General features: G+C 39.0%; 20 protein-coding genes and 1 pseudogene. 16 read left to right on the top strand and 5 right to left on the bottom strand.

Going from position 1 to position 25618, the window contains the following annotated elements; all coding sequences use genetic code 11:
- Window positions 1-388 precede the first annotated feature (388 nt).
- From NST22_RS18660 to ggaB, 3 genes and pseudogenes are all read left to right on the top strand, one after another.
- Window positions 389-718, top strand: a pseudogene (locus NST22_RS18660) (CDP-glycerol glycerophosphotransferase family protein).
- A 40-nt stretch (window positions 719-758) separates the two neighbouring features.
- On the top strand, window positions 759-2099 hold the full coding sequence (locus tag NST22_RS18655; RefSeq protein ID WP_009968267.1) for a glycosyltransferase family 2 protein: 1341 nt from the start codon (window positions 759-761) through the stop codon (window positions 2097-2099).
- A 123-nt stretch (window positions 2100-2222) separates the two neighbouring features.
- Window positions 2223-4925 (top strand): poly(glucosyl N-acetylgalactosamine 1-phosphate) glucosyltransferase, encoded by a 2703-nt coding sequence (gene ggaB, locus NST22_RS18650; protein ID WP_003227939.1) that lies wholly within the window; start codon window positions 2223-2225, stop codon window positions 4923-4925.
- Window positions 4926-5074: 149 nt separating this feature from the next.
- On the opposite strand, the gene NST22_RS18645 is transcribed toward ggaB, so the two are convergent.
- Entirely contained in the window at window positions 5075-5293 is a 219-nt protein-coding gene (locus tag NST22_RS18645; protein ID WP_119123078.1) for a hypothetical protein, read from the bottom strand.
- Window positions 5294-5626: 333 nt separating this feature from the next.
- Entirely contained in the window at window positions 5627-6505 is an 879-nt protein-coding gene (gene galU, locus NST22_RS18640; RefSeq protein WP_003227944.1) for a UTP--glucose-1-phosphate uridylyltransferase GalU, read from the bottom strand.
- Between the two features lie 245 nt (window positions 6506-6750).
- Here galU and wecB point away from each other — a divergent pair, with 245 nt between their 5' ends.
- Window positions 6751-7893, top strand: a complete 1143-nt coding sequence (gene wecB / locus NST22_RS18635) for a UDP-N-acetylglucosamine 2-epimerase (non-hydrolyzing) (RefSeq protein ID WP_003243178.1) — start codon at window positions 6751-6753, stop codon at window positions 7891-7893.
- Window positions 7894-7932: 39 nt separating this feature from the next.
- On the opposite strand, the gene lytR is transcribed toward wecB, so the two are convergent.
- Complete coding sequence (gene lytR / locus NST22_RS18630; protein ID WP_003227949.1) at window positions 7933-8853, bottom strand: transcription antiterminator LytR; 921 nt, start codon at window positions 8851-8853, stop codon at window positions 7933-7935.
- Window positions 8854-9036: 183 nt separating this feature from the next.
- On the opposite strand from lytR, the gene lytA reads away from it, so the two are divergent.
- The 12 genes from lytA to NST22_RS18570 all read left to right on the top strand — a co-directional run bounded on the left by lytA (window position 9037) and on the right by NST22_RS18570 (window position 23506).
- The gene (gene lytA / locus NST22_RS18625) at window positions 9037-9345 is read left to right on the top strand and encodes a membrane-bound protein LytA (protein WP_003242772.1); all 309 of its coding nucleotides are present in this window, start codon (window positions 9037-9039) and stop codon (window positions 9343-9345) included.
- 23 nt (window positions 9346-9368) lie between these two features.
- On the top strand, window positions 9369-11486 hold the full coding sequence (locus NST22_RS18620; RefSeq protein ID WP_003243620.1) for a SpoIID/LytB domain-containing protein: 2118 nt from the start codon (window positions 9369-9371) through the stop codon (window positions 11484-11486).
- 38 nt (window positions 11487-11524) lie between these two features.
- A complete protein-coding gene (gene lytC / locus NST22_RS18615) occupies window positions 11525-13015 on the top strand; it encodes an N-acetylmuramoyl-L-alanine amidase LytC (RefSeq protein WP_003242758.1) in 1491 nt (496 codons plus the stop codon).
- 226 nt (window positions 13016-13241) lie between these two features.
- The gene (locus NST22_RS18610) at window positions 13242-13901 is read left to right on the top strand and encodes a sugar transferase (RefSeq protein ID WP_003242561.1); all 660 of its coding nucleotides are present in this window, start codon (window positions 13242-13244) and stop codon (window positions 13899-13901) included.
- Window positions 13902-13956: 55 nt separating this feature from the next.
- Window positions 13957-15408 (top strand): MOP flippase family protein, encoded by a 1452-nt coding sequence (locus NST22_RS18605; protein WP_003244371.1) that lies wholly within the window; start codon window positions 13957-13959, stop codon window positions 15406-15408.
- Window positions 15405-16574: a glycosyltransferase family 4 protein gene (locus NST22_RS18600; RefSeq protein WP_003242807.1), complete on the top strand. Its 1170-nt coding sequence runs from the start codon at window positions 15405-15407 to the stop codon at window positions 16572-16574. Before NST22_RS18605 ends, NST22_RS18600 begins: the two co-directional genes overlap by 4 nt.
- 61 nt (window positions 16575-16635) lie before the next feature.
- Window positions 16636-18021 (top strand): UDP-glucose 6-dehydrogenase TuaD, encoded by a 1386-nt coding sequence (tuaD, locus tag NST22_RS18595; RefSeq protein ID WP_003242596.1) that lies wholly within the window; start codon window positions 16636-16638, stop codon window positions 18019-18021.
- Between the two features lie 84 nt (window positions 18022-18105).
- Window positions 18106-19572, top strand: coding sequence for a teichuronic acid biosynthesis protein TuaE (gene tuaE / locus NST22_RS18590; protein WP_010886625.1), 1467 nt, complete (start codon window positions 18106-18108; stop codon window positions 19570-19572).
- Window positions 19573-19600: 28 nt separating this feature from the next.
- Complete coding sequence (locus NST22_RS18585; protein WP_003243110.1) at window positions 19601-20281, top strand: Wzz/FepE/Etk N-terminal domain-containing protein; 681 nt, start codon at window positions 19601-19603, stop codon at window positions 20279-20281.
- 23 nt (window positions 20282-20304) lie between these two features.
- Window positions 20305-21063, top strand: a complete 759-nt coding sequence (locus tag NST22_RS18580; protein ID WP_003242619.1) for a glycosyltransferase family 2 protein — start codon at window positions 20305-20307, stop codon at window positions 21061-21063.
- A 28-nt stretch (window positions 21064-21091) separates the two neighbouring features.
- Window positions 21092-22285, top strand: coding sequence for a glycosyltransferase family 1 protein (locus tag NST22_RS18575; protein WP_003243252.1), 1194 nt, complete (start codon window positions 21092-21094; stop codon window positions 22283-22285).
- A gap of 144 nt (window positions 22286-22429) precedes the next feature.
- Window positions 22430-23506 carry an MraY family glycosyltransferase gene (locus tag NST22_RS18570; RefSeq protein WP_003227975.1) on the top strand — a complete coding sequence of 359 codons (1077 nt, stop codon included), beginning with the start codon at window positions 22430-22432 and terminating at the stop codon, window positions 23504-23506.
- A gap of 72 nt (window positions 23507-23578) precedes the next feature.
- On the opposite strand, the gene tagV is transcribed toward NST22_RS18570, so the two are convergent.
- Window positions 23579-24754 (bottom strand): polyisoprenyl-teichoic acid--peptidoglycan teichoic acid transferase TagV, encoded by a 1176-nt coding sequence (gene tagV, locus NST22_RS18565; protein ID WP_003244117.1) that lies wholly within the window; start codon window positions 24752-24754, stop codon window positions 23579-23581.
- On the bottom strand, window positions 24754-25407 hold the full coding sequence (locus tag NST22_RS18560) for a YigZ family protein (RefSeq protein ID WP_003227979.1): 654 nt from the start codon (window positions 25405-25407) through the stop codon (window positions 24754-24756). Before NST22_RS18560 ends, tagV begins: the two co-directional genes overlap by 1 nt.
- Between the last annotated feature and the right edge of the window lie 211 nt (window positions 25408-25618).

Raw genomic sequence — 25618 nt, 5'->3', positions numbered from 1 at the left:
AATCTTCACTCTTTAAGGAGTTCACTGATGAAATTTTTATTATAACCAATTGCAGAAGTTTACTAGTTAGAGTTTATTCAGTTTTGTTTAAAATTTTTGTCCTTCTGCCAAGAAACAATAAATTAATTTTATTTGAAAGCTATTCTGGAAACAGTTTAGCTACAATCCCCTACCAATTCTACATTATCAAATAAGGAATTAAAGAAAAATAATTTTATATGCACCAACTTTGCGGGATAATGAATTTTAAGAAAGCTGGCCAGTATAAATTTAACTTTAATTTGATTAGAGGAAATGAAGAGGGAACCTTGGAGACTCTATGGTTATTCTTGTAAGAATGGTATTATCCAGTTTCAGAACAATTTAATTAGGGAAATATAAATATTTTGTGAACGATGTTTCTTTAAATAAAGATATTCGAGATTTATATTTAATTAGTGATTTATTGATTATGGATTATTCTTCTGTCTTTTTTGATAATATGAATTTTTAAAAAAACCTTGTATTTTTTGTGTATGATCTCCCGGCTTATAGAGACTGTATCAGAGGTTTTTACTTTAATTTTCAGCAAAAAACGCCAGGAAACTTGCTTCAAACAAGTGAAGAACTTATAGATACGGTAAAAGAGTTGTTACATAATCCTTATATAGATCATAACTATGAGGATTTTTATAATAAATTTTGTAATTTAGAAGAGGCAAGGCTTCTAAAAGAGTAATTGAAACGATCCTTTAACTTCTAAATAAAGAGGTACAAACATGTTTTCTATAATTATACCAATATATAATTCTGAAAATTATTTAAGATATTCAATAGAGAGTGTCCTTAACCAGTCAATTGGATTTAAGGAAAATATAGAACTGATATTAATAGATGATGGTAGTGTTGACAGCAGTCCTCAAATTTGTGAATCCTTTAAAAATCTATATCCTAATAATATTAAAATCATGAAAATTGAAAACTCTGGACCTTCTGCTGCAAGAAATTGTGGATTATCAAATGTAAGCGAAAGATCTAAATTTATTGGTTTTCTTGATTCTGACGATGCATTCTCTCAAAATGCGCTGCAAAGTGTTTATGATTTTTTTTGTGATTCCGAACATGTAAATATTGCGGTATTACCTGTTTATTACACAGGTGAAAAAGAAGGGGGACATAAATTAAATAATAGATTTGAAAAAGGAACAAGAGTTATAAATATTCTCAACGATTATAAAGCTATTCATTTTTATATTGGCGGCACTTTTTACAGAAGACATACACTAACTAGTACCGTCCTTTTTGATGAATCTATAAAGTTTTGGGAAGACGCTATCTTTTTTAACCAGTTATTACTGAAAGAAAAAAGATACGGAGCAGTTGCAGAAGGAAAGTATTTTTATAGAAAACGGAAAGAACAGGATTCTTTAGTTGATCGTTCATGGTTTAACAAAAAAAGGTACACATATTTGTTGAATGAATGTTACATGACTTTGTTGATGGATTCATTCAACAAATATGATATAGTTTTGCCTTATTTGCAATTTTTAATTGTATATCATATAAAACTGTTTTTATATCCGAACTATAGAGATGTTTATAAGTCTGTTTTAGATCAACAAGAACAAAGAGTTTTTGTTGATGATTTTATTAAAGTTTTAAAATTTATTGACCCGCAATTTATAAAAGAACAAGATATGCCGATGTACTATAAAGAATTTATGTTTCACTTATTAAAAGAAAATACAGAAGCTCTTGAAAATATAAAAAAAGAAAGAGTACTGCATAGTTCATGTACTGTTACTTCGGCAAAAATAAAAGGGCTTAGACTTGAATTAACAGGGCACTTTATTAACCAGTATTATGAGATGAAAGAAAATGACAGAATATATATAAAATATTTTAAAAGATTAAAAAAATGCAAACGAAAAGAACTGAAAAAAACAATTGAAGTATGGGGATATAAATTAAGAGATTTTAGATATGCTGGTTTTGTTGTCGAAATACCGATTTGGGCCTTTGCATTTGACTTTGTACTAAAAACACCAAATGATTCTTTAGAACTTAACCATGTGAACATTTTTAAAAGTTTGCTTACAAGGGTTTTTAAAAAAAGGTAAGGAATGCTTTTCATACATTTTACTAAATTAAAATTGTTTTGCAAAAATTAGTACTCTCTTGTTTCTTAATTTTATTTACCCGAATTCTTATTCATATAAACATTATGTTAGGAGTAATCTTTTATGAACGAAAAAAGTTTTAACTATGATTTCAGTGTTATAATGCCGATTTATAATGTTGAGTTGTATCTCACTGAAGCTATAGAAAGTATCATTAACCAAACTATTGGTTTTGAGAATATTCAGTTAATACTGGTGAATGATGATAGCCCCGATAAAAGTGAAATCATTTGTAAAGAATATGCTCAGAAATATCCCAATAACATTGTCTATGCAAAGAAACAGAATGGCGGAGTGAGCAGTGCTCGAAATTATGGTTTAAAGTATGCTGAAGGTAGATATATTCAATTTTTGGATCCGGATGATTTAGTTTCAGAAGGAACATTCGAAAATGTTTTAAACTTCTTTGACGAACATAAGAATGAAATTGATATTGTAGCAATCCCTATTTTTTTTGCAGAAGGAAGAACTGGAGAACATAATCTAAATAATAAGTTTTCTTCTACAAGAATTTTGGATGTAGAAAAAGAACCGCATCATATATTAACTCATTGTTGTTCTACATTTATAAAAAAAGATGCCTTGAAAAATATCAGGTTTGATGAAAATTGTAAAATAGGTGAAGATGCCAAACTAGTTAATTTAATCATATCGCAAAAGAAAAAGTATGGTCTGGTTAAAGAGGCAAAATACCATTATAGAGTTAGAGAAGATGGATCATCTGCCATGCAGACTGCTAAAGCAAATAAGAATTGGTTTAACCATTCACTTATCACTTTCTCAAAGAATTTAATCGATATTATAAAAAATCATGAACAGAAAATACCTTTATTTCTTCAATATATGGTTATGCATGATTTGAAGTGGAAATTATTGATTAAGGATATCAGTGAAACACCTTTAGACGAAAATGAATACAGTGAATTTTTAACATTGATTCGAGAAGTATTGTCGTATATTGACGACGATGTCATCATTGAAACAAAAAGTGTCAGCCATTTCTATTTATATCATGCTTTAAAAATAAAGCACGGTGAAAATTATAGTAGGTATGTATATGAAAGAGAAACTGAACAGGATTATTATTTATACAGAGAAGGTAAAATTGTTTCGAAATTATCGGATCAAACTTTAACTATTGAAATTTTAGAAGAAAATGAGGATTCCATTCACATAGAAGGCTTTTGGAGCTCGCTGTTTAATTCTAAAGGTTTTAAGTTTTATGCTAAAATTGGCGAAACAAAAATAAAAGCAAAGAATATAAAAAGACAGCATAATGATTATATAAGTTTAGGAGAAGTAATAAAAAAATATCCCGGTTTTTCAATAGATATTCCCAAAGGTCATCTAGCAGATAATCATCATATTGAGTTTTTTATAACTAAGGGTAAAAAAAGGAAGTTGACAAAACTTCGTTTTTTCAAGTATTCAGGTTTGTCAAACGATTTATATAATACTTATGTGGCTAAAAAAGATTATATTTTTTATTATAATTATAAAAAATTAATGTTCAAAAAAAACAATTTTAAAAATAGATTTATAAAAGAGTTTCGTTTCTTAAAATCCCTACATAAATCAGGGGAAAAATCAAAAAAACGAAAATCAGCGATTAAGAAGGCACTGATGGCAAGAATGGTACACCATGTTTTCACTATTTTTAATAGAAAACCAGTATGGTTATTCATAGACAGACAAGACAAAGCTGATGATAATGCCGAGCACCTCTTTAAATATGCAATCAACAAGAATGATGGGGTAAAAAAATACTTTATAATAAAAAAAGATAGCAAGGATTACGACAGAATCAAAAAATATGGAAAGGTCATACCATACAGATCTTTTAGACATAAAATTTTAACCTTATCCTCTTCCAAAGTAATATCGACACATGCAGATATATGGGTTGTAAATCCATTTTTTAATATGGAGATTTATTTTAGAGATTTATTTAACTTTGAGTTTATCTTTTTACAGCACGGAATAACAATGGCAGATCATTCTGAATGGTTAAACAAATACAACAAGAATATCAAATTATTAGTCACTTCTGCCAAACCTGAATATCGGTCTATTGTGAAAGGGAATTACAACTATAAAAAAGAGAATATTTTGTTGGGTGGATTTCCGAGATACGATAATCTTAAGAAGAGTGAGGGAGAAAAGCAACTTCTAATAATGCCGACTTGGAGAAAAGATATTGTATTACCGAAAGATCAGGCAAAAGGAGTAAGACCGTACAACCCGAAATTTAAAGATAGTGAATATTTTTCTAGGTATAATGCTTTGATTAATGATGAACGGCTAATCGAATTTGCTAAGAAAAATAATTATAAAATAACTTTTTTTCCTCACCCAGATATTCAGCAACAGATTGTAGACTTTGAAAAGCATGATTATGTGGAGTTTGCCGACTATAACAGCAGCTATCAAATGCTATTTAATTCTTCTAATATAATGATTACTGATTTTTCATCTGTTGCGTTTGATTTTGCATATGAGAAAAAACCTGTTATTTATTATCAATACGAAAAGTCATACCATTTTAAACTTGATTATTATGATTATAAAAAAATGGGGTTTGGTGATGTATTAGAAAATCATAATAGCTTAGTGGATAAAGTTATCTATTATATGAAAAACAATAGTCGTATGGAAGATAAGTATAGAAAAAGAGTAGATAACTTTTTTGCATATACTGATAAAAATAATAGGAATCGTATTTATAATGCTATTTTGGAATTAGATAATAATAAAGTTGCTAAATGAGGTTGGTTTGTTTTATATTGACACTTCAAATGTTGGGAGAAGTTCTGCGAGACTTCTCTTTACTTTTTAAAAGTGAAAAAAACTCAACATTTGTTACAATATTCACTGGTACTTTTAAATTTCTTTAACCGAAAGATCCAAAAAATCAATTATTTTGGTGTATTATGGCAGGTTTTAAATCCCCTTATTCTAATGATGGCGTACTGGTTTGTATTTGGGATGCGCAACAGTAAGCTGGTCATAACAGGTATCGGAGAAGTGCCTTTTATCGTTTGAATGCTGGCTGGTTTGATTCCGTGGTTTTCTATTAGCCCGACAATTCTTGATAAATCCAACAGCGTAGTTAAAGGGATTAATATGGTAGCCAAAATGAACTTTCCGACAGTTCACTGCCTTCTGTTGTAATTGCTTCAAATTTATTTAATTATTTTGTAATGCTGGTTGTTTAGTCATTGTTCTTTTAGCAAGTGGTGTTTACTTAGCTTGCATTGAATACAAGATATTTACTATTTAATCTGCATGTTTGTATTTATGTTTTCATTTAGTTTGTTTAACTCTACAATCAGTGTGTTTGTCTGGGATTATTAATTTTTGCGGCAGGCCGTTGATCAGGTCTTCGCAGTTGATAATGAAGAGCATACATTGACTTTGATGTTGAAATAAAAAAAGGCTATTGGATGAATGTCCAATAGCCTTTTTGTTTAGATTTCTTCTTTGTTTAGTAAACCTTCCATAAATGGAACGAGCTGATCGCGAAGCTCTTTATCCTGCATCGCAAATTCAAGAGTTGTTGTGATAAAGCCGAGCTTTTCACCAACATCATAACGCTTGCCTTCAAAATCGTAAGCAAACACTCTTTGAATTTCATTCAGCTTTTGAATGGCGTCTGTGAGCTGAATTTCTCCGCCGGCGCCAACCTGCTGCTCTTCTAAATACATGAAGATCTCAGGCGTGAATACGTAACGGCCTAAGATGGCAAGATTAGAAGGTGCTGTGCCTTTAGGCGGTTTTTCAACGAAGTTTTTCACCTGATAACGGCGGCCTTCACTTGTCAGCGGGTCAATAATGCCGTAGCGGTGTGTTTCTTCTTCGGGCACCTGCTGAACACCGATAATAGAAGAAAGTGTTTTTTCATATTCATCCATTAATTGGCGCAACCCTGGAGTTTCAGCCTGAACAATATCGTCACCAAGCAGTACCGCAAACGGCTCATCGCCGATAAAGTTGCGTGCGCACCAGACAGCATGTCCGAGACCTTTAGGTTCTTTTTGGCGGATATAGTGAATGTCAGCCAGGTTAGAAGCCTTTTTCACTTTTTCAAGCAGCTCAGTTTTTCCTTTTTCTTCTAGGTTTCTTTCAAGCTCAGGAGAGTAATCAAAATGATCCTCAATCGCACGCTTGCTTTTTCCTGTTACGATAATAATATCTTCAATACCGGCTTCAACAGCTTCTTCAATTATGTATTGAATGGTAGGTTTATCAACGATAGGAAGCATTTCTTTCGGCATTGCTTTCGTAGCCGGAAGAAAACGTGTTCCTAAGCCTGCTGCTGGAATTATGGCTTTACGTACTTTTTTCATTTAAAAGGCACCTTCCTTATGATCGAAAAAATTTATGGTTAAACTATTCTCTATTTACCCTTTTCAATATGTTTTTACACATTTTTATGATATCGGATAAACCATTTTTAAACAAGCTTTATCCTTAATATTAAAACTTATATCATTTTATTTGAATCAAGAATGAAATGATTTAAAATGATGCATTTTCATGTAGAATATGTAGTATGAATTTATTTACTATAGCAGAAAACCAGGTGACAAATATGAAAAAACTAAAAGTGATGACCGTTTTCGGGACCAGGCCTGAAGCGATCAAGATGGCACCGCTTGTGCTTGAATTGAAAAAATATCCTGAAATAGATTCCTATGTAACGGTAACTGCACAGCACAGACAGATGCTCGATCAGGTGTTAGATGCGTTTCACATCAAGCCTGACTTCGATTTGAACATTATGAAGGAGCGGCAGACACTGGCAGAGATTACGTCTAACGCACTTGTAAGATTGGATGAGTTGTTTAAAGATATCAAACCCGATATTGTGCTTGTCCATGGTGATACGACGACGACGTTTGCCGGAAGCCTAGCCGCTTTTTACCATCAAATTGCTGTCGGTCATGTGGAGGCGGGGCTCCGTACAGGGAATAAGTATTCCCCGTTTCCGGAAGAGCTCAATCGACAGATGACAGGGGCGATTGCTGATTTGCATTTTGCTCCGACAGGCCAGGCGAAAGACAATTTATTAAAAGAAAACAAAAAGGCCGACTCTATTTTTGTAACGGGCAATACAGCGATTGACGCACTCAACACAACGGTTAGGGATGGTTACTCACATCCTGTTCTCGATCAGGTGGGTGAGGATAAAATGATTCTCTTGACCGCTCACCGCCGGGAAAATTTGGGTGAGCCAATGGAAAACATGTTTAAGGCCATCCGCAGAATTGTAGGGGAATTTGAAGATGTACAAGTCGTTTACCCTGTGCACCTGAATCCTGTTGTCCGGGAAGCGGCTCATAAGCATTTTGGTGATTCTGACAGAGTGCATCTGATTGAACCTTTAGAGGTGATCGATTTCCATAACTTTGCAGCGAAATCGCATTTTATATTGACCGATTCGGGCGGCGTGCAGGAGGAAGCCCCATCTCTCGGGAAACCGGTTCTTGTTCTGCGTGATACGACGGAACGGCCTGAAGGAGTGGAAGCGGGAACGCTGAAACTTGCAGGTACGGATGAGGAAAACATTTATCAGCTTGCAAAACAGCTGTTAACTGATCCTGATGAGTACAAGAAAATGTCCCAGGCTTCTAATCCGTATGGAGATGGAGAGGCTTCCCGCCGGATTGTGGAAGAATTGCTGTTTCATTACGGGTATCGAAAAGAACAACCGGATTCATTTACAGGCAAATAAAAAAGAAGCTTTGCACATTGTGCGAAGCTTCTTTTTGTTTTACTTTTCGAGGCTTTCCTTCAGCTCTTTTGTAATATCGGAAAGGGCGCTTTCATCAGCTTGGTAGTAGTAAATTCCATTGATTTTCGTGCCTGTACCTTTTAGTTCGTGCTGTTTAATATGTTTCCGCGCACCTTTGTAATCGGACTGGATATCCCACATGTTATCGAAGGTCAAGTTCGTTTTCACATTATTTTCAACAACTTTAAACATATCTCCGAATTTCGTGATGGAAGAAATATTAGCGCCTTTATTAATAATACCTTGGATGACTTGGCGCTGGCGGTCCTGGCGTCCGAAGTCGCCTCTCGGATCTTCTTTTCTCATCCGGGTATAAGCGAGCGCTTCTTTTCCGTTCAGCGTGATTTCTCCTTTGCCGAACGAATAACCGTCATAACTGAACGCGAATGTGCTGTTAACTGTAATGCCGCCAAGTGTATCAACAACGTCTCTAAAGCTTTCCATGTTCACTTTCACAAAATAATCAACCGGAACATCGAGGAAGTTCTCAACAGTGTCTACCGTCATCTGTGTGCCGCCGAAAGCGTATGAATGGTTGATTTTATCCATTGTGCCTTTTCCGATAATTTTTGTATACGTGTCACGCGGAATGCTGACCATGTCGGTTGTATTCGTTTTTGGGTTAACGGTCATATAAATGAGCGTATCGGCACGGCCCTTATCGCCGTCGCGTTCATCCACACCCATGATTAAGACGGAAAAAGGATCTTTTTTATTGATACTGACCTCTTTATCCCTCTTTTTAGATTTATCAATGCTTTCATGAATACTTGCCACGGTTGAAGCTGCTTTATGCCATAAGTAGTATGCATAGCCGCCAGTTCCGAGTACAAGAAGTCCGATTATCGTTAAAATTGTCAGTAATAAAGTTTTTTTCTTTTTTCTGCGTTCGTTTCTCATCCTTTGCACCTCGTCTGTTAAATTACTTTCATTATGAGTTAAATTTCCAATAAATACAACTCTATTTAATACAAGAATGAAATCCTAAAATAGTCGTTTTTTATAAAAAAAAGTTTCATTGTTTCTTAATTTTTCTTTAAAATATAAAATAGGTTGACGATAAAATATAATGAGGTGAAAAAAATGAAAAAATTTATTGCTTTACTGTTCTTTATATTGCTTCTTTCGGGTTGCGGGGTTAATAGTCAAAAGAGTCAAGGTGAAGATGTATCGCCAGACAGTAACATTGAAACAAAAGAAGGTACTTATGTAGGGTTAGCTGATACTCATACAATAGAAGTAACAGTAGATAATGAGCCGGTTAGTCTTGATATCACTGAAGAATCGACAAGTGATCTTGATAAGTTTAACAGTGGAGATAAGGTCACGATTACATATGAAAAAAATGATGAGGGTCAGCTTCTGTTAAAAGATATTGAACGTGCCAACTAAGATATAGGGAGGAACCTGAAATTTTGAAATCTTGCAAACAATTGATAGTGTGTTCACTTGCTGCAATCTTATTATTGATTCCATCAGTTTCTTTTGCAGCAGACTCAAACATCTCAGTTAAATTGTTAAATTATATTGGAAATAAATCTAGCATCAGTCTATCGCCAACAGGATTTTATAAAGTAACTGGAGATAATGTTGCTGTTACGGATCGTTTTGCAGGCGCTTCACGATACGAAACTGCGACTCTTGCATCCAACAGCCAGTGGAAAAATCCTAATACAGTGATATTGGTGAACCGAGATATTTTTATTGATGCATTGCCTGTTATTCCATTGGCGAAAAAACTGAACGCACCAGTTTTATTTACTCAGCCTGACACGTTAACAAAAACTACTGAAAGACAAATTGCTAAGTTTAACCCTGATAATATTTTAATCATTGGGGGAGCGCGAAGCATTTCAAAAGACGTAGAAAACAAGCTGAAATCATATGGCGCTGTGAAAAGGATAAGCGGAAAAAATAGATATGTCTTATCAGAAAATATTGCAAAGCAAATGGGCAGCTATGATAAAGCGATCGTTGTAACCGGAAGAGTATTTCAAGACGCTTTAGCCATTGCTCCATATGCAGCAGCACACGGATACCCTATTTTGCTTACAGAGAAAGACAAGCTTCCGGATTATGATTTGCCAAAACAAGTCATCATTATAGGCAGTTCATTTAGCGTCAGTGATAGTGTAGAAAACCAAATTAAAAAAACTTCAACTGTGCAAAGGATTCCTGGATCAACCAGATATGAACTTACGGCAAATATAATTAAGCAACTAAAGTTGAAGGCTGATAAAGTCGTAATGACGAACGGGACAAAATATGCAGACGTATTGATAGGCGCTTCGCTTGCCTCGAAGAAAAACAGCCAAATTTTATTTGTTAAACAAGATAGCGTTCCGGCTGCGGCTAAAAGTATAACGAAAGATAAAGCCACATATGCATACGACTTTATTGGAAGTACCAGTTCAATTTCTGCTGAAGTTGAGAATTCACTTGCTGATGAATTTTATTTAGCTGACGGTGGCACCTATAATCTAAAAATCAACAGCGGAAAATTAAACCTTGAAAACATCAAAACTTACGGAAACTCCCTAAGAATTAAACCAGAAAACTATTCTACTTCAAACAGAATTAGTCTTGATGGAAAGCAGTATCTTGGCACGGTTAATTTCTCTATTGAGTCTACTAAATATATCCGACCGGTAAATGAGAATATTCCATTTGAGGATTACTTAAAAGGAGTAATTCCGAATGAAATGCCTGCTAGCTGGTCACTTGAGGCTCTTAAAGCACAGACTGTCGCTGCAAGAACCTACTCAATAACAAAAACAGGAACTACTGTACCTGATACAACCGCTTTTCAAGTTTATGGTGGCTACAGTTGGAATTCGAATACCAATAAAGCGGTAGAGCAAACGAAGGGGAAAGTTCTGAAATATAATGGATCTCTTATAACTGCAGCTTATTCTTCCAGTAATGGTGGTTACACAGAAGCTAGTAATGAAGTGTGGTCGTCAAGTGTACCTTACTTGATTGCAAAAAAAGATACAAAGGATCCTCAAATAGGCTGGACGCTTACTTTGTCAAAACAACAGCTAGATACGAAATCTTTGGACTTAACGAAGCCTTCTTCTTGGTGGTCTTCAGCGACTGAAACTGATTCTGCAAGACTTTCCGGAGTTAAGAACTGGATCTTGAAAAATAAAGAAACAAGCGCTGATTCTGTCAAAATTGCAAGTATTGACGATTTAAGCTTTAGTGGAACGACACAAGGGCAGCGTGCAAAAACAGCATCGATGAAAGTGAAGTATTTTGTTAAAAGCAGTACTGGCTCCTATAACTTGAGCAAAATTACAACCATTAGTGTACCAACAAGTGAGTTAAGAACAATGATTGGAGCGACTGTATTTAAAAGTACTTATGTGACTGTAAAAAAAGATACTTCAAAGTACACAATCAGCGGTAAAGGATATGGTCACGGGATCGGAATGAGTCAATATGGAGCAAAAGCAAGAGCAGAAGCTGGAGATTCATATAGTTCAATTTTGAAATTTTACTATCCAGGTACAACTCTGACAAGTTATTGATTATTTTAGGATATAACGCCATTTAAGGAGGAAATCAATTGCGTTCTTATATAAAAGTCCTAACAATGTGTTTTCTGGGGCTCATACTTTTTGTGCCAACAGCTTTGGCCGATAACTCAGTGAAAAGAGTTGGGGGAAGCAATAGATACGGCACTGCTGTACAAATATCAAAGCAAATGTATTCAACAGCAAGTACAGCTGTAATTGTTGGTGGGAGTTCCTATGCAGATGCTATTTCAGCAGCACCTCTTGCTTACCAGAAGAATGCGCCATTGCTTTACACTAATTCTGATAAGCTTTCATATGAAACGAAAACAAGATTGAAAGAGATGCAGACTAAAAATGTAATTATTGTAGGCGGAACACCTGCTGTTTCTTCTAACACTGCTAACCAGATTAAAAGCTTGGGGATAAGTATTAAACGAATTGCAGGAAGCAACCGTTATGATACGGCTGCACGGGTGGCAAAAGCGATGGGTGCGACTTCAAAAGCTGTTATTTTGAACGGCTTCTTATATGCAGACGCTCCGGCCGTCATCCCTTATGCAGCGAAAAACGGGTATCCAATTCTTTTTACAAATAAAACATCTATAAATAGTGCGACTACGTCTGTGATAAAAGATAAGGGAATTTCGAGTACCGTTGTTGTAGGAGGCACTGGAAGTATCAGCAATACGGTATACAACAAGTTACCTTCTCCTACAAGAATTAGCGGTTCAAACAGATATGAGCTTGCTGCAAATATCGTACAAAAACTTAATTTATCAACAAGCACCGTATATGTAAGCAATGGATTCAGCTACCCTGACTCTATTGCAGGAGCTACACTGGCAGCTAAGAAGAAGCAATCTCTTATTCTTACAAATGGTGAAAATTTATCTACAGGAGCCCGTAAAATTATTGGAAGTAAAAACATGTCAAACTTTATGATTATCGGAAACACTCCTGCCGTAAGCACAAAGGTTGCTAATCAGCTAAAGAATCCAGTTGTAGGTGAAACAATCTTTATTGATCCGGGTCACGGTGATCAAGATTCAGGAGCAATCGGCAATGGACTCCTTGAGAAAGAAGTCAACCTTGATATAGCGAAAAGAGTCAATACAAAGCTAAATGCTTCAGGTGCTCTTCCAGTACTGTCAAGATCTAATGATACTTTTTATTCTTTACAGGAGAGAGTAAATAAAGCAGCTTCTGCACAAGCAGATTTATTTCTCAGTATACATGCAAATGCTAATGATAGCTCATCACCAAATGGAAGTGAGACGTACTACGATACAACATATCAAGCTGCAAATAGCAAGAGACTGGCTGAACAAATTCAACCAAAGTTAGCGGCTAATCTTGGAACGAGAGACCGGGGAGTAAAAACAGCTGCTTTCTATGTTATTAAATATTCTAAAATGCCGAGTGTTTTAGTTGAAACTGCCTTTATCACTAATGCATCAGATGCAAGTAAATTGAAGCAAGCGGTTTATAAAGATAAAGCTGCACAAGCTATTCATGACGGCACAGTATCTTATTACAGATAATCGAAAGAGACAAATCTAATCACAGATTTGTCTCTTTTTTATATGAAATGATTAAAACAAATAGGACTTGTATATAAAATAGTAAAAGAGTATTAACAACATTTATCAGAAAAAACACGTAATTCACACTTCTTAACATACCATTTACATCCAATTAACATCCGTCTGCTAAACTGACTGGCATAGGTCATCATAACATCCCAAACAAATCGTGAGGTGTGTGTCAGTGAGTGCAGAGAAAAGCATGAATGTGAGTCGTGAATTCTCAGTTCAACAAATACATTCTTTTACATTATCTGAAAAGACGGCTCGTTATTTGGCAATAAAGCGCGTAATGGATATTTGGTTTGCGCTCATTGGATTGGCGATTGCGCTGCCAATGATTGCGGTATTTTCAATTTTGATTTGTTTGGAGACGCCGGGGCCTGCCATTTATACGCAGGAACGCGTAGGGAAAGGCGGGAAGCCATTTAAGCTTTATAAGCTTCGTTCCATGAAAATAGATGCCGAGAAGTCTGGGGCGGTTTGGGCACAGAAGCAAGATCCGCGGGTGACAAGGATCGGAGCTTTTATCAGAAGAACGAGAATTGACGAGCTTCCTCAGCTGTTTAATGTGCTGAAAGGCGATATGAGTATGATTGGCCCTCGTCCGGAACGGCCCGTATTTACGGAAAAATTCCAGAATGAGATTCCAGGCTTTACACAGCGTCTGGCTGTTAAACCGGGATTGAGCGGCTGGGCTCAGGTGAACGGCGGTTACGATATGACGCCGAAGGAAAAGCTGATATTTGATTTATATTACATTCGCAATCTGACTTTCACTTTAGAATTAAAAATTATGTTAAAAACTTGTAAAGTAGTTTGGACGGGTGATGGTGCAAGATAAAACGGGATTCCATTATTCACCATCAATCTGAGCTTAAAAAGAAGTAGGGAATATGATGCCAAGTATTACAAAACAAATCATGAGCGGTGCAAAGTGGACAAGTATTTCAACCATGTGTATTACAATCATACAAATTGTTCAGTTTGCCCTGCTTGGAAATATGATGACCTTAACAGAATTTGGGCTTGTCGGCATGATCACAACGGTTACAGTTTTCGCCCAGATTGTGCTCGATATGGGTTTTGGCGCAGCATTAATTCAGAGAGACGACGCGACGGAGCGCCAGCTGTCAACATTGTATTGGCTTAACATTATGACGGGCGTTTTGCTGTTTGTTCTTTTATATGTGAGCAGTCCTGTCATTGCGGGATTTTATCAAAGAGAAGAGCTGGTGTTTCTGGTTCGGATTCTGGCGATTATGTTTTTGATCGCGCCAATTGGACAGCAATATCAGTATATGCTGCAAAAGCAGCTGCATTTTAATACGTTAAGCAAAATAGAGATTTTTTCAAATGTATTGTCATTCGGATATTTAGCGATAGCGGTTTTTATGATGGATGCGATTTTGGCGTACGTGATTTCTCAAGTCCTGCTGCAGTCCAGTAAAGGGATTTTATATTGGGCTGTATACCGAAAAAAGTGGCATCCTGCTTTTGTTTTTGATTTGAGAGGCATGAAGGATTTCTTTTCTTTTGGAGCCTTTCAGCTTTCATCCCGTCTTGTGAACAGGCTGGGAGCAAATATCGACATGATTTTGATCGGCCGGTTTATTGGTGCTGAAGCATTGGGGATTTATAACCTCGCTTATCAGATTGTCACCATTCCGGTTTTGAAGATCAATCCGATTGTCACACGGGTGGCATTCCCTATTTTCGCAAAAAACAAATATGAAAACAGCGTGATCAGAGAAGGCTTTCTGAATATGACAAAAATGCTGGCGCTTGTTTCGTTTCCGCTGTTAATCGGGCTCGTGTCTGTGTCAGACGCCTTTATCACAGCGGTTTTCGGAGAAAAATGGCTTGCTGCTGTTCCGATCCTAAATGTTCTTGCGATTGTCGGAATACTAAGAGTGCTCATGAATCCAAATGGATCTGTGTTGCTGGCTAAAGGAAGAGCTGACTTAGCGTTTTATTGGGATTCCGGCGTGCTGCTGCTGTACGGATTATCACTGTTTGCAGCTGTACAGACGGGAAGCCTGCTGACAGTCGCATGGGTGTATGCCATTATCAGCGTTGTTAATTTCCTGATTGGGCGCTGGCTTTTGGCATATGTCATCAAGCTTAACCTTTCAGCTTATTTCCAGTCGATTATGAAGCCATTTCTGATTACTGCGGCGATGGGCATCATCGCGTTTGGTGTAAGCCTCAGTACCGAACACTTCAGTATGCAGGCAGAAATGCGGCTGGCCATTTCAGTTGCGGCTGGGGCGCTGTGCTATCTCTTTCTTTTGGTAAAAGCGTACCCTCAAACGAAAAGCAAACTACTAAGAAAAGGACGTTTGTCATGAAGATTTTGTGGATCACAAGCGTATATCCGAGCAGTATGAAACCCGGAGAGGGTGTGTTTCATGAGACACAGGTGCAAGAGCTGCAAAAACTCGGGCTTGATATCACTGTGATATGCCCACGGCCTTTTCATTCAGCACCTGTCCGCATGCTGAAAAAGACATATCGAAAAAAGGATGTCAGACCGGAGTATGAGATTAGAAAGGGGATACCGGTTTACCGGCCTTTCTATCGGGCAGTTCCCGGCCAGCTGAAGTGGGCGCAGCCTCATCGGAGAATCGCATCAGCCGTTTTAAAAACAATGAAACAGCGCGACCTATATCCGGATCTGATCCATGCGCATTTTGCCATGCCATCGGGCGGGGCTGCGGCAGTCGTGTCAGAGTCAGCGCAAATTCCTTATGTCCTGACCTTGCATGGCAGTGATGTGAATGTCTATCCGCATTACAGCAAAGGTGCGTTTAAAGCCTTCAAGCGTGCCGTAGGTTCTGCGTCAGTTGTTTTAGCAGTCAGCCACAAGCTTCAGGAAGAAGCCAAAAAGCTTTCGGGCTTTGACAGCTCGGTTTTGCCAATCGGCATACAGCTCAGCCGTTTTCAGGGGAATGAGGAGACGAAAGAGGAAATCAGAAAAAGACTCGGACTCCCGCTCGATCAGCGTCTGGCTGTCTATGTCGGCCGGCTGGTCAGAGAGAAAGGCATTTTTGAACTGTCTGAAGCGATCGAATCGCTGCAGGACTCTCCTAAGGCAGTCTTTGTCGGGGATGGTCCCGCAAAATCGACGCTGACGCAGAAGGGGCATATCGTCACAGGCCAAGTCCCGAATCATCAGGTAAGAGACTATTTACTTGCGGCAGATCTATTCGTACTTCCTTCTTACAGTGAGGGGATGCCGACTGTTGTGATTGAGGCGCTGGCGCTAAGGGTTCCTGTTATTTGTACGGATGTTGGCGGAGTGTCGTCTTTATTCGGAAAGCACCAACATCTGCTGATTAAACCGAAATCCGCTCAAGCCTTGGCGGAAGCGATCACTCGGTACGAACATGAGCAAATATGGAAGCCGGAAGTAGCAGATGACTTGTATGAAACCGTGCAGGCTCAATTTGACGCAGGAAAAAACGCCAAGGCCTTGCATCATCAGTATCAGACGGTCACGAAAACGTCCGTTTAATCGTAAGACACTGCGACCATTATAAATTGGAAGATCATTTTACAGGAGAGGGTTGAGCGCTGTGAAAAAAATAGCTGTCATTGGAACAGGTTATGTAGGACTCGTATCAGGCACTTGCTTTGCGGAGATCGGCAATAAAGTTGTTTGCTGTGATATCGATGAATCAAAAATCAGAAGCCTGAAAAATGGGGTAATCCCAATCTATGAACCAGGGCTTGCAGACTTAGTTGAAAAAAATGTGCTGGATCAGCGCCTGACCTTTACGAACGATATCCCGTCTGCCATTCGGGCCTCAGATATTATTTATATTGCAGTCGGAACGCCTATGTCCAAAACAGGTGAAGCTGATTTAACGTACGTCAAAGCGGCGGCGAAAACAATCGGTGAGCATCTTAACGGCTACAAAGTGATCGTAAATAAAAGCACAGTCCCGGTTGGAACAGGGAAACTGGTGCAATCTATCGTTCAAAAAGCCTCAAAGGGGAGATACTCATTTGATGTTGTATCTAACCCTGAATTCCTTCGGGAAGGGTCAGCGATTCATGACACGATGAATATGGAGCGTGCCGTGATTGGTTCAACAAGTCATAAAGCCGCTGCCATCATTGAGGAACTTCATCAGCCATTCCATGCTCCTGTCATTAAAACAAACCTAGAAAGTGCAGAAATGATTAAATACGCCGCGAATGCATTTCTGGCGACAAAGATTTCCTTTATCAACGATATCGCAAACATTTGTGAGCGAGTCGGCGCAGACGTTTCAAAAGTTGCTGATGGTGTTGGTCTTGACAGCCGTATCGGCAGAAAGTTCCTTAAAGCTGGTATTGGATTCGGCGGTTCATGTTTTCCAAAGGATACAACCGCGCTGCTTCAAATCGCAAAATCGGCAGGCTATCCATTCAAGCTCATCGAAGCTGTCATTGAAACGAACGAAAAGCAGCGTGTTCATATTGTAGATAAACTTTTGACTGTTATGGGAAGCGTCAAAGGGAGAACCATTTCAGTCCTGGGATTAGCCTTCAAACCGAATACGAACGATGTGAGATCCGCTCCAGCGCTTGATATTATCCCAATGCTGCAGCAGCTGGGCGCCCATGTAAAAGCATACGATCCGATTGCTATTCCTGAAGCTTCAGCGATCCTTGGCGAACAGGTCGAGTATTACACAGATGTGTATGCTGCGATGGAAGACACTGATGCATGCCTGATTTTAACGGATTGGCCGGAAGTGAAAGAAATGGAGCTTGTAAAAGTGAAAACCCTCTTAAAACAGCCAGTCATCATTGACGGCAGAAATTTATTTTCACTTGAAGAGATGCAGGCAGCCGGATACATTTATCACTCTATCGGCCGTCCCGCTGTTCGGGGAACGGAACCCTCTGACAAGTATTTTCCGGGCTTGCCGCTTGAAGAATTGGCTAAAGACTTGGGAAGCGTCAATTTATAAAAAGAAAAAGTGTTACTTGGTTGAAGCTGCCGGCTGCTAGGCTCGGCCGCCGGCTCCTGAAACATCAGGAAAGGGGTTAAACATGTGAGTATCAAACGATCAGCGGTCCATACGCTAGCGTTACTGGCCGCTGCTATATTTGGAGTCGTCCTATTGCTGGGAGCCATCCATAAAGATATAGGTTTCATGCAGATGGCTGCTGTGCTTGCGGTGTTGGCAATTGGCCTGTTTTTACTGACGCTTGCAACCGCATTTACAACAAAAGAACGGCTCTTTATGGCTGTAATCTATATTTTGATCGCCTGCACTTTTTTAAATAATGCATTTTTTGCCATTCATCTTGGATTTTTCAGTTTGTTCCTTTACCGGCTTCTGCTCATTGCAGCGGGTTGCCTTCATATTTTCGGCATGGTTCGGAATCGAACCCATATTGAAAGATGGCATGGGCTGCAAGTAAAAGGGATTTTACTCTTTTTCGCCTTTTGGTTTATATATGGCCTTGTTTCTCTGCTGTGGGCCAAGTCGGTAACAGTTGGCCTCAAGTATTTAGCCTTATTGGCAATGGGGATCTTCTTCATTTATCTTATTGTCATGTACGTGCAAAAAATGGAGCGGCTGATGATTGTTTATGCCATTTGGCTGGTGATGACGGTATTTCTGATGATCATTGGTTTTTACAATCATATCACCCACCATCATCTTGCGAGTTCCACATTGTACAGCGGACCGGAGTACAAGCAGCATTATCCGACATCGGTCTTTTTTAATCAAAATGACTTTGCGACCTTTTTATCCATCAGCTTCTTTTTTTACATCACGATGATGAAAAACATTAAGAATGGATACATCAAGGCAATTGGCCTTGTGCTCTCGCTCTGTGCGTTGTATTTAATTTTTGCCACTGGTTCAAGAGCCAGCCTTCTGGGCATTTTTGCAGGTATTGCTGTCTACATCTTCATTGTATTGCCGCCTGTTTTAAAGAGAATGGCTATATGGCTGTCGGCGGCGGGAATTGCTCTTTTCGCAGTTCTTTTCGCCAGCAAAATCTATTCAAAGTTTTGGGAGCTGTTTCTGGCCCCGCAGACGCTGCATTCATTTCATGACAGGCTTCCATCAAATGTGGCTCGGGCAAATCTGCTGAAAAACGCTTGGCATTTTTTCCTTGATTCATACGGATTCGGAGTCGGGGCAGGAAATGTATCCTATTATCTTGAGCATTATGCTGTATATGATACTGACAATGTGGCAGAGGTGCATAACTGGCTTGTTGAAATTCTTGCTAATTTTGGTTTGTTCATCATGCTGGGATATTTGTCCGTTTATGCCTACCTCATATGGGTGCTTTACAAGTTTTATGAAAGAAAATTAGAAAATCAGTCAAAACTGATCACAGAAGGACTTATTACCGCTATGGTCAGTTTCCTGGTATCAAGTATCAGCCCAAGCTCTGTTTCAAATTTATTTTTCCATTGGGTGTTTATGGCGCTCGTCATCGCCGCCGTGAATGTGTTAAGGCGATCCAGACAAATGCCTGAGCCGATGTACAGATAAACAGACTACAAAAAGCAGGGAGACTTATATGAACGATATATTGATAAGAATAGCCCGTCGCATAAAAAAAAATATCATTTGGATCATAGCGGTGCCAATTATATTAGGTGCGGCGGGGTATATCCTGCCGTCACAGATCGCTGATCAAAAGAGCTATACAGCTGAAGATACTTTGGCTGTGGGGAGCTATGATCATCCGGTTTATAACAGCACAGAAGAGATTCCGCTTCTATTAAAGAGCGACTCCTTTTTGAAGGAGGCGCTTCCTGATGAAAAGGATGAAGATGTAGCAGAGATCAAAGAGAAGCTTACAATCAATACGGAATCCAAATCGTTACTGACTTTAAGCTATAGTGACGAGGATAAGGATAGAACGGAATCTGTCTTAAACGCCATATCCTCCACCTTCCTCAAAAACGATCAAAAGCTGTATGCAGAAAGAGAAGCCGTCATCCGCAGCAGCATAGACGCGCTTGAAGGCGAGTCGGTGAGCGAGGATTCCAAAGTGGATAAAGAGAGATTTTTATATGAACTCAAAAACACACAGCTTAACCTGAAAGCGGCAAGTGTTACTGATTCCGAAACCGTAAGTGAGACAGCAGGCGGCGGTATGTCTCCGAAAAAGAAAGCAGTTCTCGGCGTTATGATTGGCCTTACGATTGCCTTTATGTTCGTTGTCATTCCTGAATTTTTCAGAGAATCCTTTTAAAATCATACGATGGAGATGTGATCATGACCAATTGGAAACCTCTCGTATCTGTCATTACACCTTCCTATAATGCGCGTGACTATATTGAAGACACGGTTCATTCGGTATTAGATCAGAGCCATCCTCATTGGGAAATGATTATCGTGGATGATTGCTCAACGGATGGGACCCGCGACATTTTACAGCAGTATGAAAAAATAGACGAAAGAATTCATGTGGTGTATCTGGAAGAGAACTCCGGAGCTGCGGTTGCTCGCAACAAAGCGTTGGAACGCGCTCAAGGGCGCTACGTAGCATTTTTGGACAGTGATGACAAATGGAAAAAAGACAAACTGGAAAAGCAGCTTGAGTTTATGATGGAGCGCTCCTGTGCGTTCTCTTTCACGGGCTACAGCTTAATGGCGCAGGACGGGACCCCGCTCGATAAATTTATTCATGCGCCGGAAAGCCTGACGTACGATGACGCCCTGAAAAATACAATTATCGGCTGCTTGACGGTGATGATTGACAGGGAGCAAACGGGACAGATCCAAATGCCGAATATCAGAACGAGACAGGACTTAGCCACATGGCTGTCTCTTTTAAAAAAAGGATTTACTGCCTATGGAATGAATGAATGCCTGGCTGAATATCGGCTTGTCAATAATTCAATTTCCAGCAACAAATGGAAGGCTGCGAAAAAAACGTGGTTTGTCTACAGGGAGATCGAACGGCTTCATTTTATGAAAGCAACATGGTGTTTTGTTCAATATGCAAAAAACGCGGTGAAAAAAAGATTATAGCTGCAAACAGAGAGAAAAGGTGATGAAGGTGGAAACAAAAGAAGCAATCATTCATGTCATCGTTGCCACTGCTGAATGGGGAAAAGACCAATTGAGATACAGAAGGCACCGGCTGGCAGAATTTTTAGCTGCTCAGGAGGAAACGAAGGAAGTTATTTGGGTATGTCCGGCTCCGCGTGCCCAAGGGAAAGAGTTTCAGGAAGTCCATTCTGGCATCAGGCAATTCGCTGTCAAAGACCTGCTGCAGAAAAAAATGTTTCGTTTCGGACGATATACAGATGTCTTTTACAGACATAAGCTCTCCCCATTACTCGATGAGCTTACACCTGCTTCTGCAAACGGTGAACGCTGCTGTTTATGGTACACGTTTCCCGGATTCCCGCTGCTGTCTTCGCTGTATTCTTGGGATCAGGTCATTTATGACTGCAGTGACCTATGGGCTGCGCCGATCAGCGGCCGATCAAATCTGCTGTCTGAATTCCGGCGAAAAGTCATTAAATCGGCAGAGCTGAGAATTATACAACGAGCAGATTCAATAACCTGTTCATCAGATTATCTTCACAAGGAAGTAGACAAAAAACTGACTGCAGGACGAGAAAAGGTTCATACTGTGGAAAACGGTGTGGAGTATGAGCTGTTTTCTGCAAATAAACAAGCTCCCGATCGCAGTATACTGCAGGGGAGAGAAGGAATAGTGTTAGGTTTTATTGGCGGGATTAAACCGAAGCTCGATTTTAAAATGATTAAAGAAGCGGCACTGCAAAAGCCTGATTGGACATTTTTATGGGTTGGCCCGGATGCCACCAATGGTGATGTTTCGTTTCAAGAGCTGCTGAGGCTTCCCAATGTCATATGGACCGGTCCGGCAGATCCAAAAGAAGTGCCTCATTATATGGAGCTTATCGACATTGGCATTATGCCATATAAACAATCACCGTATAATCAAGCTGTGTTTCCGCTGAAACTATTTGAATTTTTAGCGGCAGGAAAACCTGTTGTAGGCACTAATCTTCCGTCAACCTCAAAAATGCAAAAGCCGTATGTATACGAATATGTAGAGGGCGATCATCCGATTGATTTTATAGCCGCTTGTGAAAAAGTTCTCGGTCAAAACGGAGACGAGACCTATAAAGAAATGCGCCGAAACATCGCCCGGACACAAGATTGGAATTGCTTATTTAGACAAATTATGAAATATACAGGGATTCAAAAACATGCGTAGTCCTATAAATTGGGATGCGCGTTTTTTGATTATACGTGTTTCTTTTTGATGAAGCTTGTTATAATAACTAAGGAGAAGGTATAATGGAAGGAACGGTTCTCTATATAAATAAAGACTTCATTTAATTCCAAAGGAGACTTCTTTATGCTTGACGAACGCATGATTCGCATTGTTGTTGCGTTTATTGTCTCGCTGCTGACAGTTTTAATCATAACCCCAATCGTAAAAAGGATTGCGATTAAAATAGGTGCAGTTGACCAGCCCAGCAATCGAAAAGTACATGACAAAATCATGCCCCGCATGGGCGGGCTGGCCATATTTATCGGGGTGGTTGCAGGCGTGCTTGCATCCGGTATTTACACAGAAACAAGGATGACGGCAATTACAGTCGGAGCATTCATCATTATTGTGTTAGGTATTCTTGACGATAAATATCAATTAAGTGCAAAAGTTAAGTTTTTGATTCAATTAGGTGTAGCCATTATGATTGTAAGCACTGGCTTAAAAATGGACTTTTTCTCAGTACCTTTTTTAACAGAACGATTTGAGTTAGGATGGATGGCTTATCCGCTGACGGTATTATGGATTGTCGGCATCACGAACGCAATTAACCTGATTGATGGATTGGATGGCCTTGCTGCCGGTCTTTCTGTTATCGGCCTGTCAACGATTGCTGTCATGGCGCTATCCGGCGGAAAAGTGCTCATTCTGTCACTCTCATTAGTCGTTATTGCCAGCACGCTGGGGTTTTTGTTTTACAACTTCCATCCGGCAAAAATCTTTATGGGAGATACGGGATCACTGTTTTTAGGGTATAGTATCTCGATTCTTTCATTATTAGGCCTGTATAAAAGTGTCACATTGTTCAGTATCGTTATCCCGATTATTATATTAGGCGTACCGATTTTTGATACAACATTTGCTATCATCAGAAGAATATTAAACAAACAGCCGATTTCAGCGCCTGATAAGTCGCATATTCACCATAGACTGATGGCCTTTGGCCTTTCACATCGGATGTCGGTCTTAGTTATTTATTTAATTGGATTTATTTTCAGTATCAGTGCGATTGTACTTAAAAGTGCCACAATTTGGCTTTCTTTGTTTATTATCTTCATTTTGATTATTTTTATGCAAATCATAGCAGAAGTGACAGGACTCGTGAATGAAAAATTTAAGCCGTTTACAAAGTTTTATAAACGGCTGGTGAAAAGGAATTAAAAACTCCGGCTTATGTGCCGGAGTTTTTTTCTGCGCAAAAATGCCCGATCCTCTAAAAGGACCGGGCATTTTTTAATAGGATGAATCAGTTGTTGAATTCGTTGTACTGTTGTTTGAGCTTGTGCTGCTGTCATTCGAATAGCTGCTTCCGTTCGTCGTCCCGTCAGTTGTTGTGCCAGTGCTGCCAGTGCTGCCAGAACTGCTTGAGCTGTCAGTCCCGTCTTCGGTACCGGAAGTGCCAGTGCTTGTATCAGGAGTATAATCTAAATGCTCTTGAAGCGTTTTTCTGACTTTCTCGAGATTTGTAGCATCAGGTTCAAAGTAATATGTGTTGTTAGGCCCTAAATACAAATCAGAACCTGTAATGCTCAATGTGTCGATTTTTTTGCTGGTAAAGCCGCTGTAAATCTGCTGAAGCGCTAAACCTTCAGTAATGCGAATATTGGTTTCAACGTTTTCGCTGGCTTTTTCTGCGATTTTATCAATTTTAGCAATGTTGCTTGCACTTGACATGCGGTCAATCAGCGCGTTTAAGATTTGTTTTTGTCTGTCATTACGGCCAAAGTCTCCGCGTTTATCCTGTTTTCTCATCCGGGCATATGCTAAGGCTTCTTCGCCGTTCAAATGCATCTCGCCTTTTTTGAAGTAAATCCGTTTGCTTTCGTCTACATCACTTTTTTCATCGAAATCGAAAGGCACGTCAACATCAATACCGCCGACTTCATTAATCACATCTTTAAATCCGTCAAAATCAACTGTGACATATTTATCGATCGGGATTTGCAAGAAGTTTTCAACAGTTTCAACTGTTTCATCTTTACCGCCTTTGCTGTAAGCGGCATTGATCTTCGTCTTGCTTCCCGTTGTGTCACCAGCTAATTGCACACGTGTGTCACGCGGAATGCTCAGCATTTTCATGGTTTTATTTTTGGGATCCAGGGTAACAACAATAAGAGAGTCTGATCTCCCTTTTTGTCCTTTAGTCGCGTAATCCTCTATTCCCATAAATAAAATAGAAAATGGTTTTTTCTTCATGTCTACAACTTCGTTGCGAAGATTTGATTTATTCCCGCGGGATAGGGCATCGTACGATTCATCCGCAGCGTTAATGGTTTTATAAAGTTTATACCCGCCAAGCCCTACAACTACCAATAGTGCAAGGGCGAACAATAACATTATTCTTTTTAAAATTTTCCTACGTTTGCTCTTTTTCTTTTTTCGCACACGCACTCTAACGCGTTCAGCCATTATTCAGTCTCCTTTATGTGATTGACGGCTTTTTCAAGATACGTCAACTCTCCCTCTTTAATATCACTCTTTCCATTTGTCAGTTCTGTCATCCATTCAGAAAAAGCGTTGGTTTCTTTTTCTTCCACGTATGTTTCGAATTCAACATTTTCTGAATAATGGATTTCCTTTAACAGAAATTGTGACTCCCTTAATTCATTTTCAATCTTGCCAAGCCATGTGTAATCTGCAGAAGTATGCATGATTCGCATAAGCTTCCGTTCTACAACACCTATATGATTTAATCCTTCAGACACTGATTTCCCATAAGCGCGAATTAATCCGCCAGCACCAAGCTTAATGCCTCCGAAGTAGCGTGTAACGACGGCGCAAGTATCCTTCAGCCTGCGTTTTTTTAAAACCTCGAGCATCGGCACTCCCGCTGTACCGCTTGGTTCCCCGTCATCATTGGCTTTTTGGATATGATCATTCTCGCCAATAACATAAGCCGAGCAATTATGAGTCGCATTCCAGTGCTGTTTCTTTATTTTCTGTATAAATTCCTGTGCCTCTTGTTCGGTAGAAACACGGCTTAAATGACAGATAAAACGCGATTTTTCTATAACAATCTCGTGTTCTCCCGCTTCTTTCACAGTAAAATAGCTGTGCAGCATGCTAGCTGACCCTCCTGCTAAGCATAAAAGACTGCCTATACAAATTCGTACAGTCTTTAGAATTTTTGTGCGTATTTTGGTATCATAAAGAGTAGATAGTATATAAAAATGTTTTTTTCTAGAATATACGCATTCTTTCATTATAATTCGACATAATTTGCAGATCAATTACATTTATAATAAAAATATATGACAACGCCGTGACGGAGGG

It is taken from the genome of Bacillus sp. PS237 (genome assembly GCF_037963345.1).
GTDB classification, from domain to species: domain Bacteria; phylum Bacillota; class Bacilli; order Bacillales; family Bacillaceae; genus Bacillus; species Bacillus subtilis.
Note: the sequence above shows the minus strand (reverse complement) of the source record. Positions and strands in the feature narration are given on the sequence as shown.

Bases quoted from the DNA above. Each gene is read 5' to 3' on its own strand.
- NST22_RS18655 (WP_009968267.1), top strand. From the start codon at position 759: ATGTTTTCTATAATTATACCAATATATAATTCTGAAAATTATTTAAGA.
- ggaB (WP_003227939.1), top strand. From the start codon at position 2,223: ATGAACGAAAAAAGTTTTAACTATGATTTCAGTGTTATAATGCCGATT.
- galU (WP_003227944.1), bottom strand. From the start codon at position 6,505: ATGAAAAAAGTACGTAAAGCCATAATTCCAGCAGCAGGCTTAGGAACA.
- wecB (WP_003243178.1), top strand. From the start codon at position 6,751: ATGAAAAAACTAAAAGTGATGACCGTTTTCGGGACCAGGCCTGAAGCG.
- lytR (WP_003227949.1), bottom strand. From the start codon at position 8,853: ATGAGAAACGAACGCAGAAAAAAGAAAAAAACTTTATTACTGACAATT.
- lytA (WP_003242772.1), top strand. From the start codon at position 9,037: ATGAAAAAATTTATTGCTTTACTGTTCTTTATATTGCTTCTTTCGGGT.
- NST22_RS18605 (WP_003244371.1), top strand. From the start codon at position 13,957: ATGCCAAGTATTACAAAACAAATCATGAGCGGTGCAAAGTGGACAAGT.
- NST22_RS18600 (WP_003242807.1), top strand. From the start codon at position 15,405: ATGAAGATTTTGTGGATCACAAGCGTATATCCGAGCAGTATGAAACCC.
- NST22_RS18585 (WP_003243110.1), top strand. From the start codon at position 19,601: ATGAACGATATATTGATAAGAATAGCCCGTCGCATAAAAAAAAATATC.
- NST22_RS18580 (WP_003242619.1), top strand. From the start codon at position 20,305: ATGACCAATTGGAAACCTCTCGTATCTGTCATTACACCTTCCTATAAT.
- NST22_RS18570 (WP_003227975.1), top strand. From the start codon at position 22,430: ATGCTTGACGAACGCATGATTCGCATTGTTGTTGCGTTTATTGTCTCG.
- tagV (WP_003244117.1), bottom strand. From the start codon at position 24,754: ATGGCTGAACGCGTTAGAGTGCGTGTGCGAAAAAAGAAAAAGAGCAAA.
- NST22_RS18560 (WP_003227979.1), bottom strand. From the start codon at position 25,407: ATGCTGCACAGCTATTTTACTGTGAAAGAAGCGGGAGAACACGAGATT.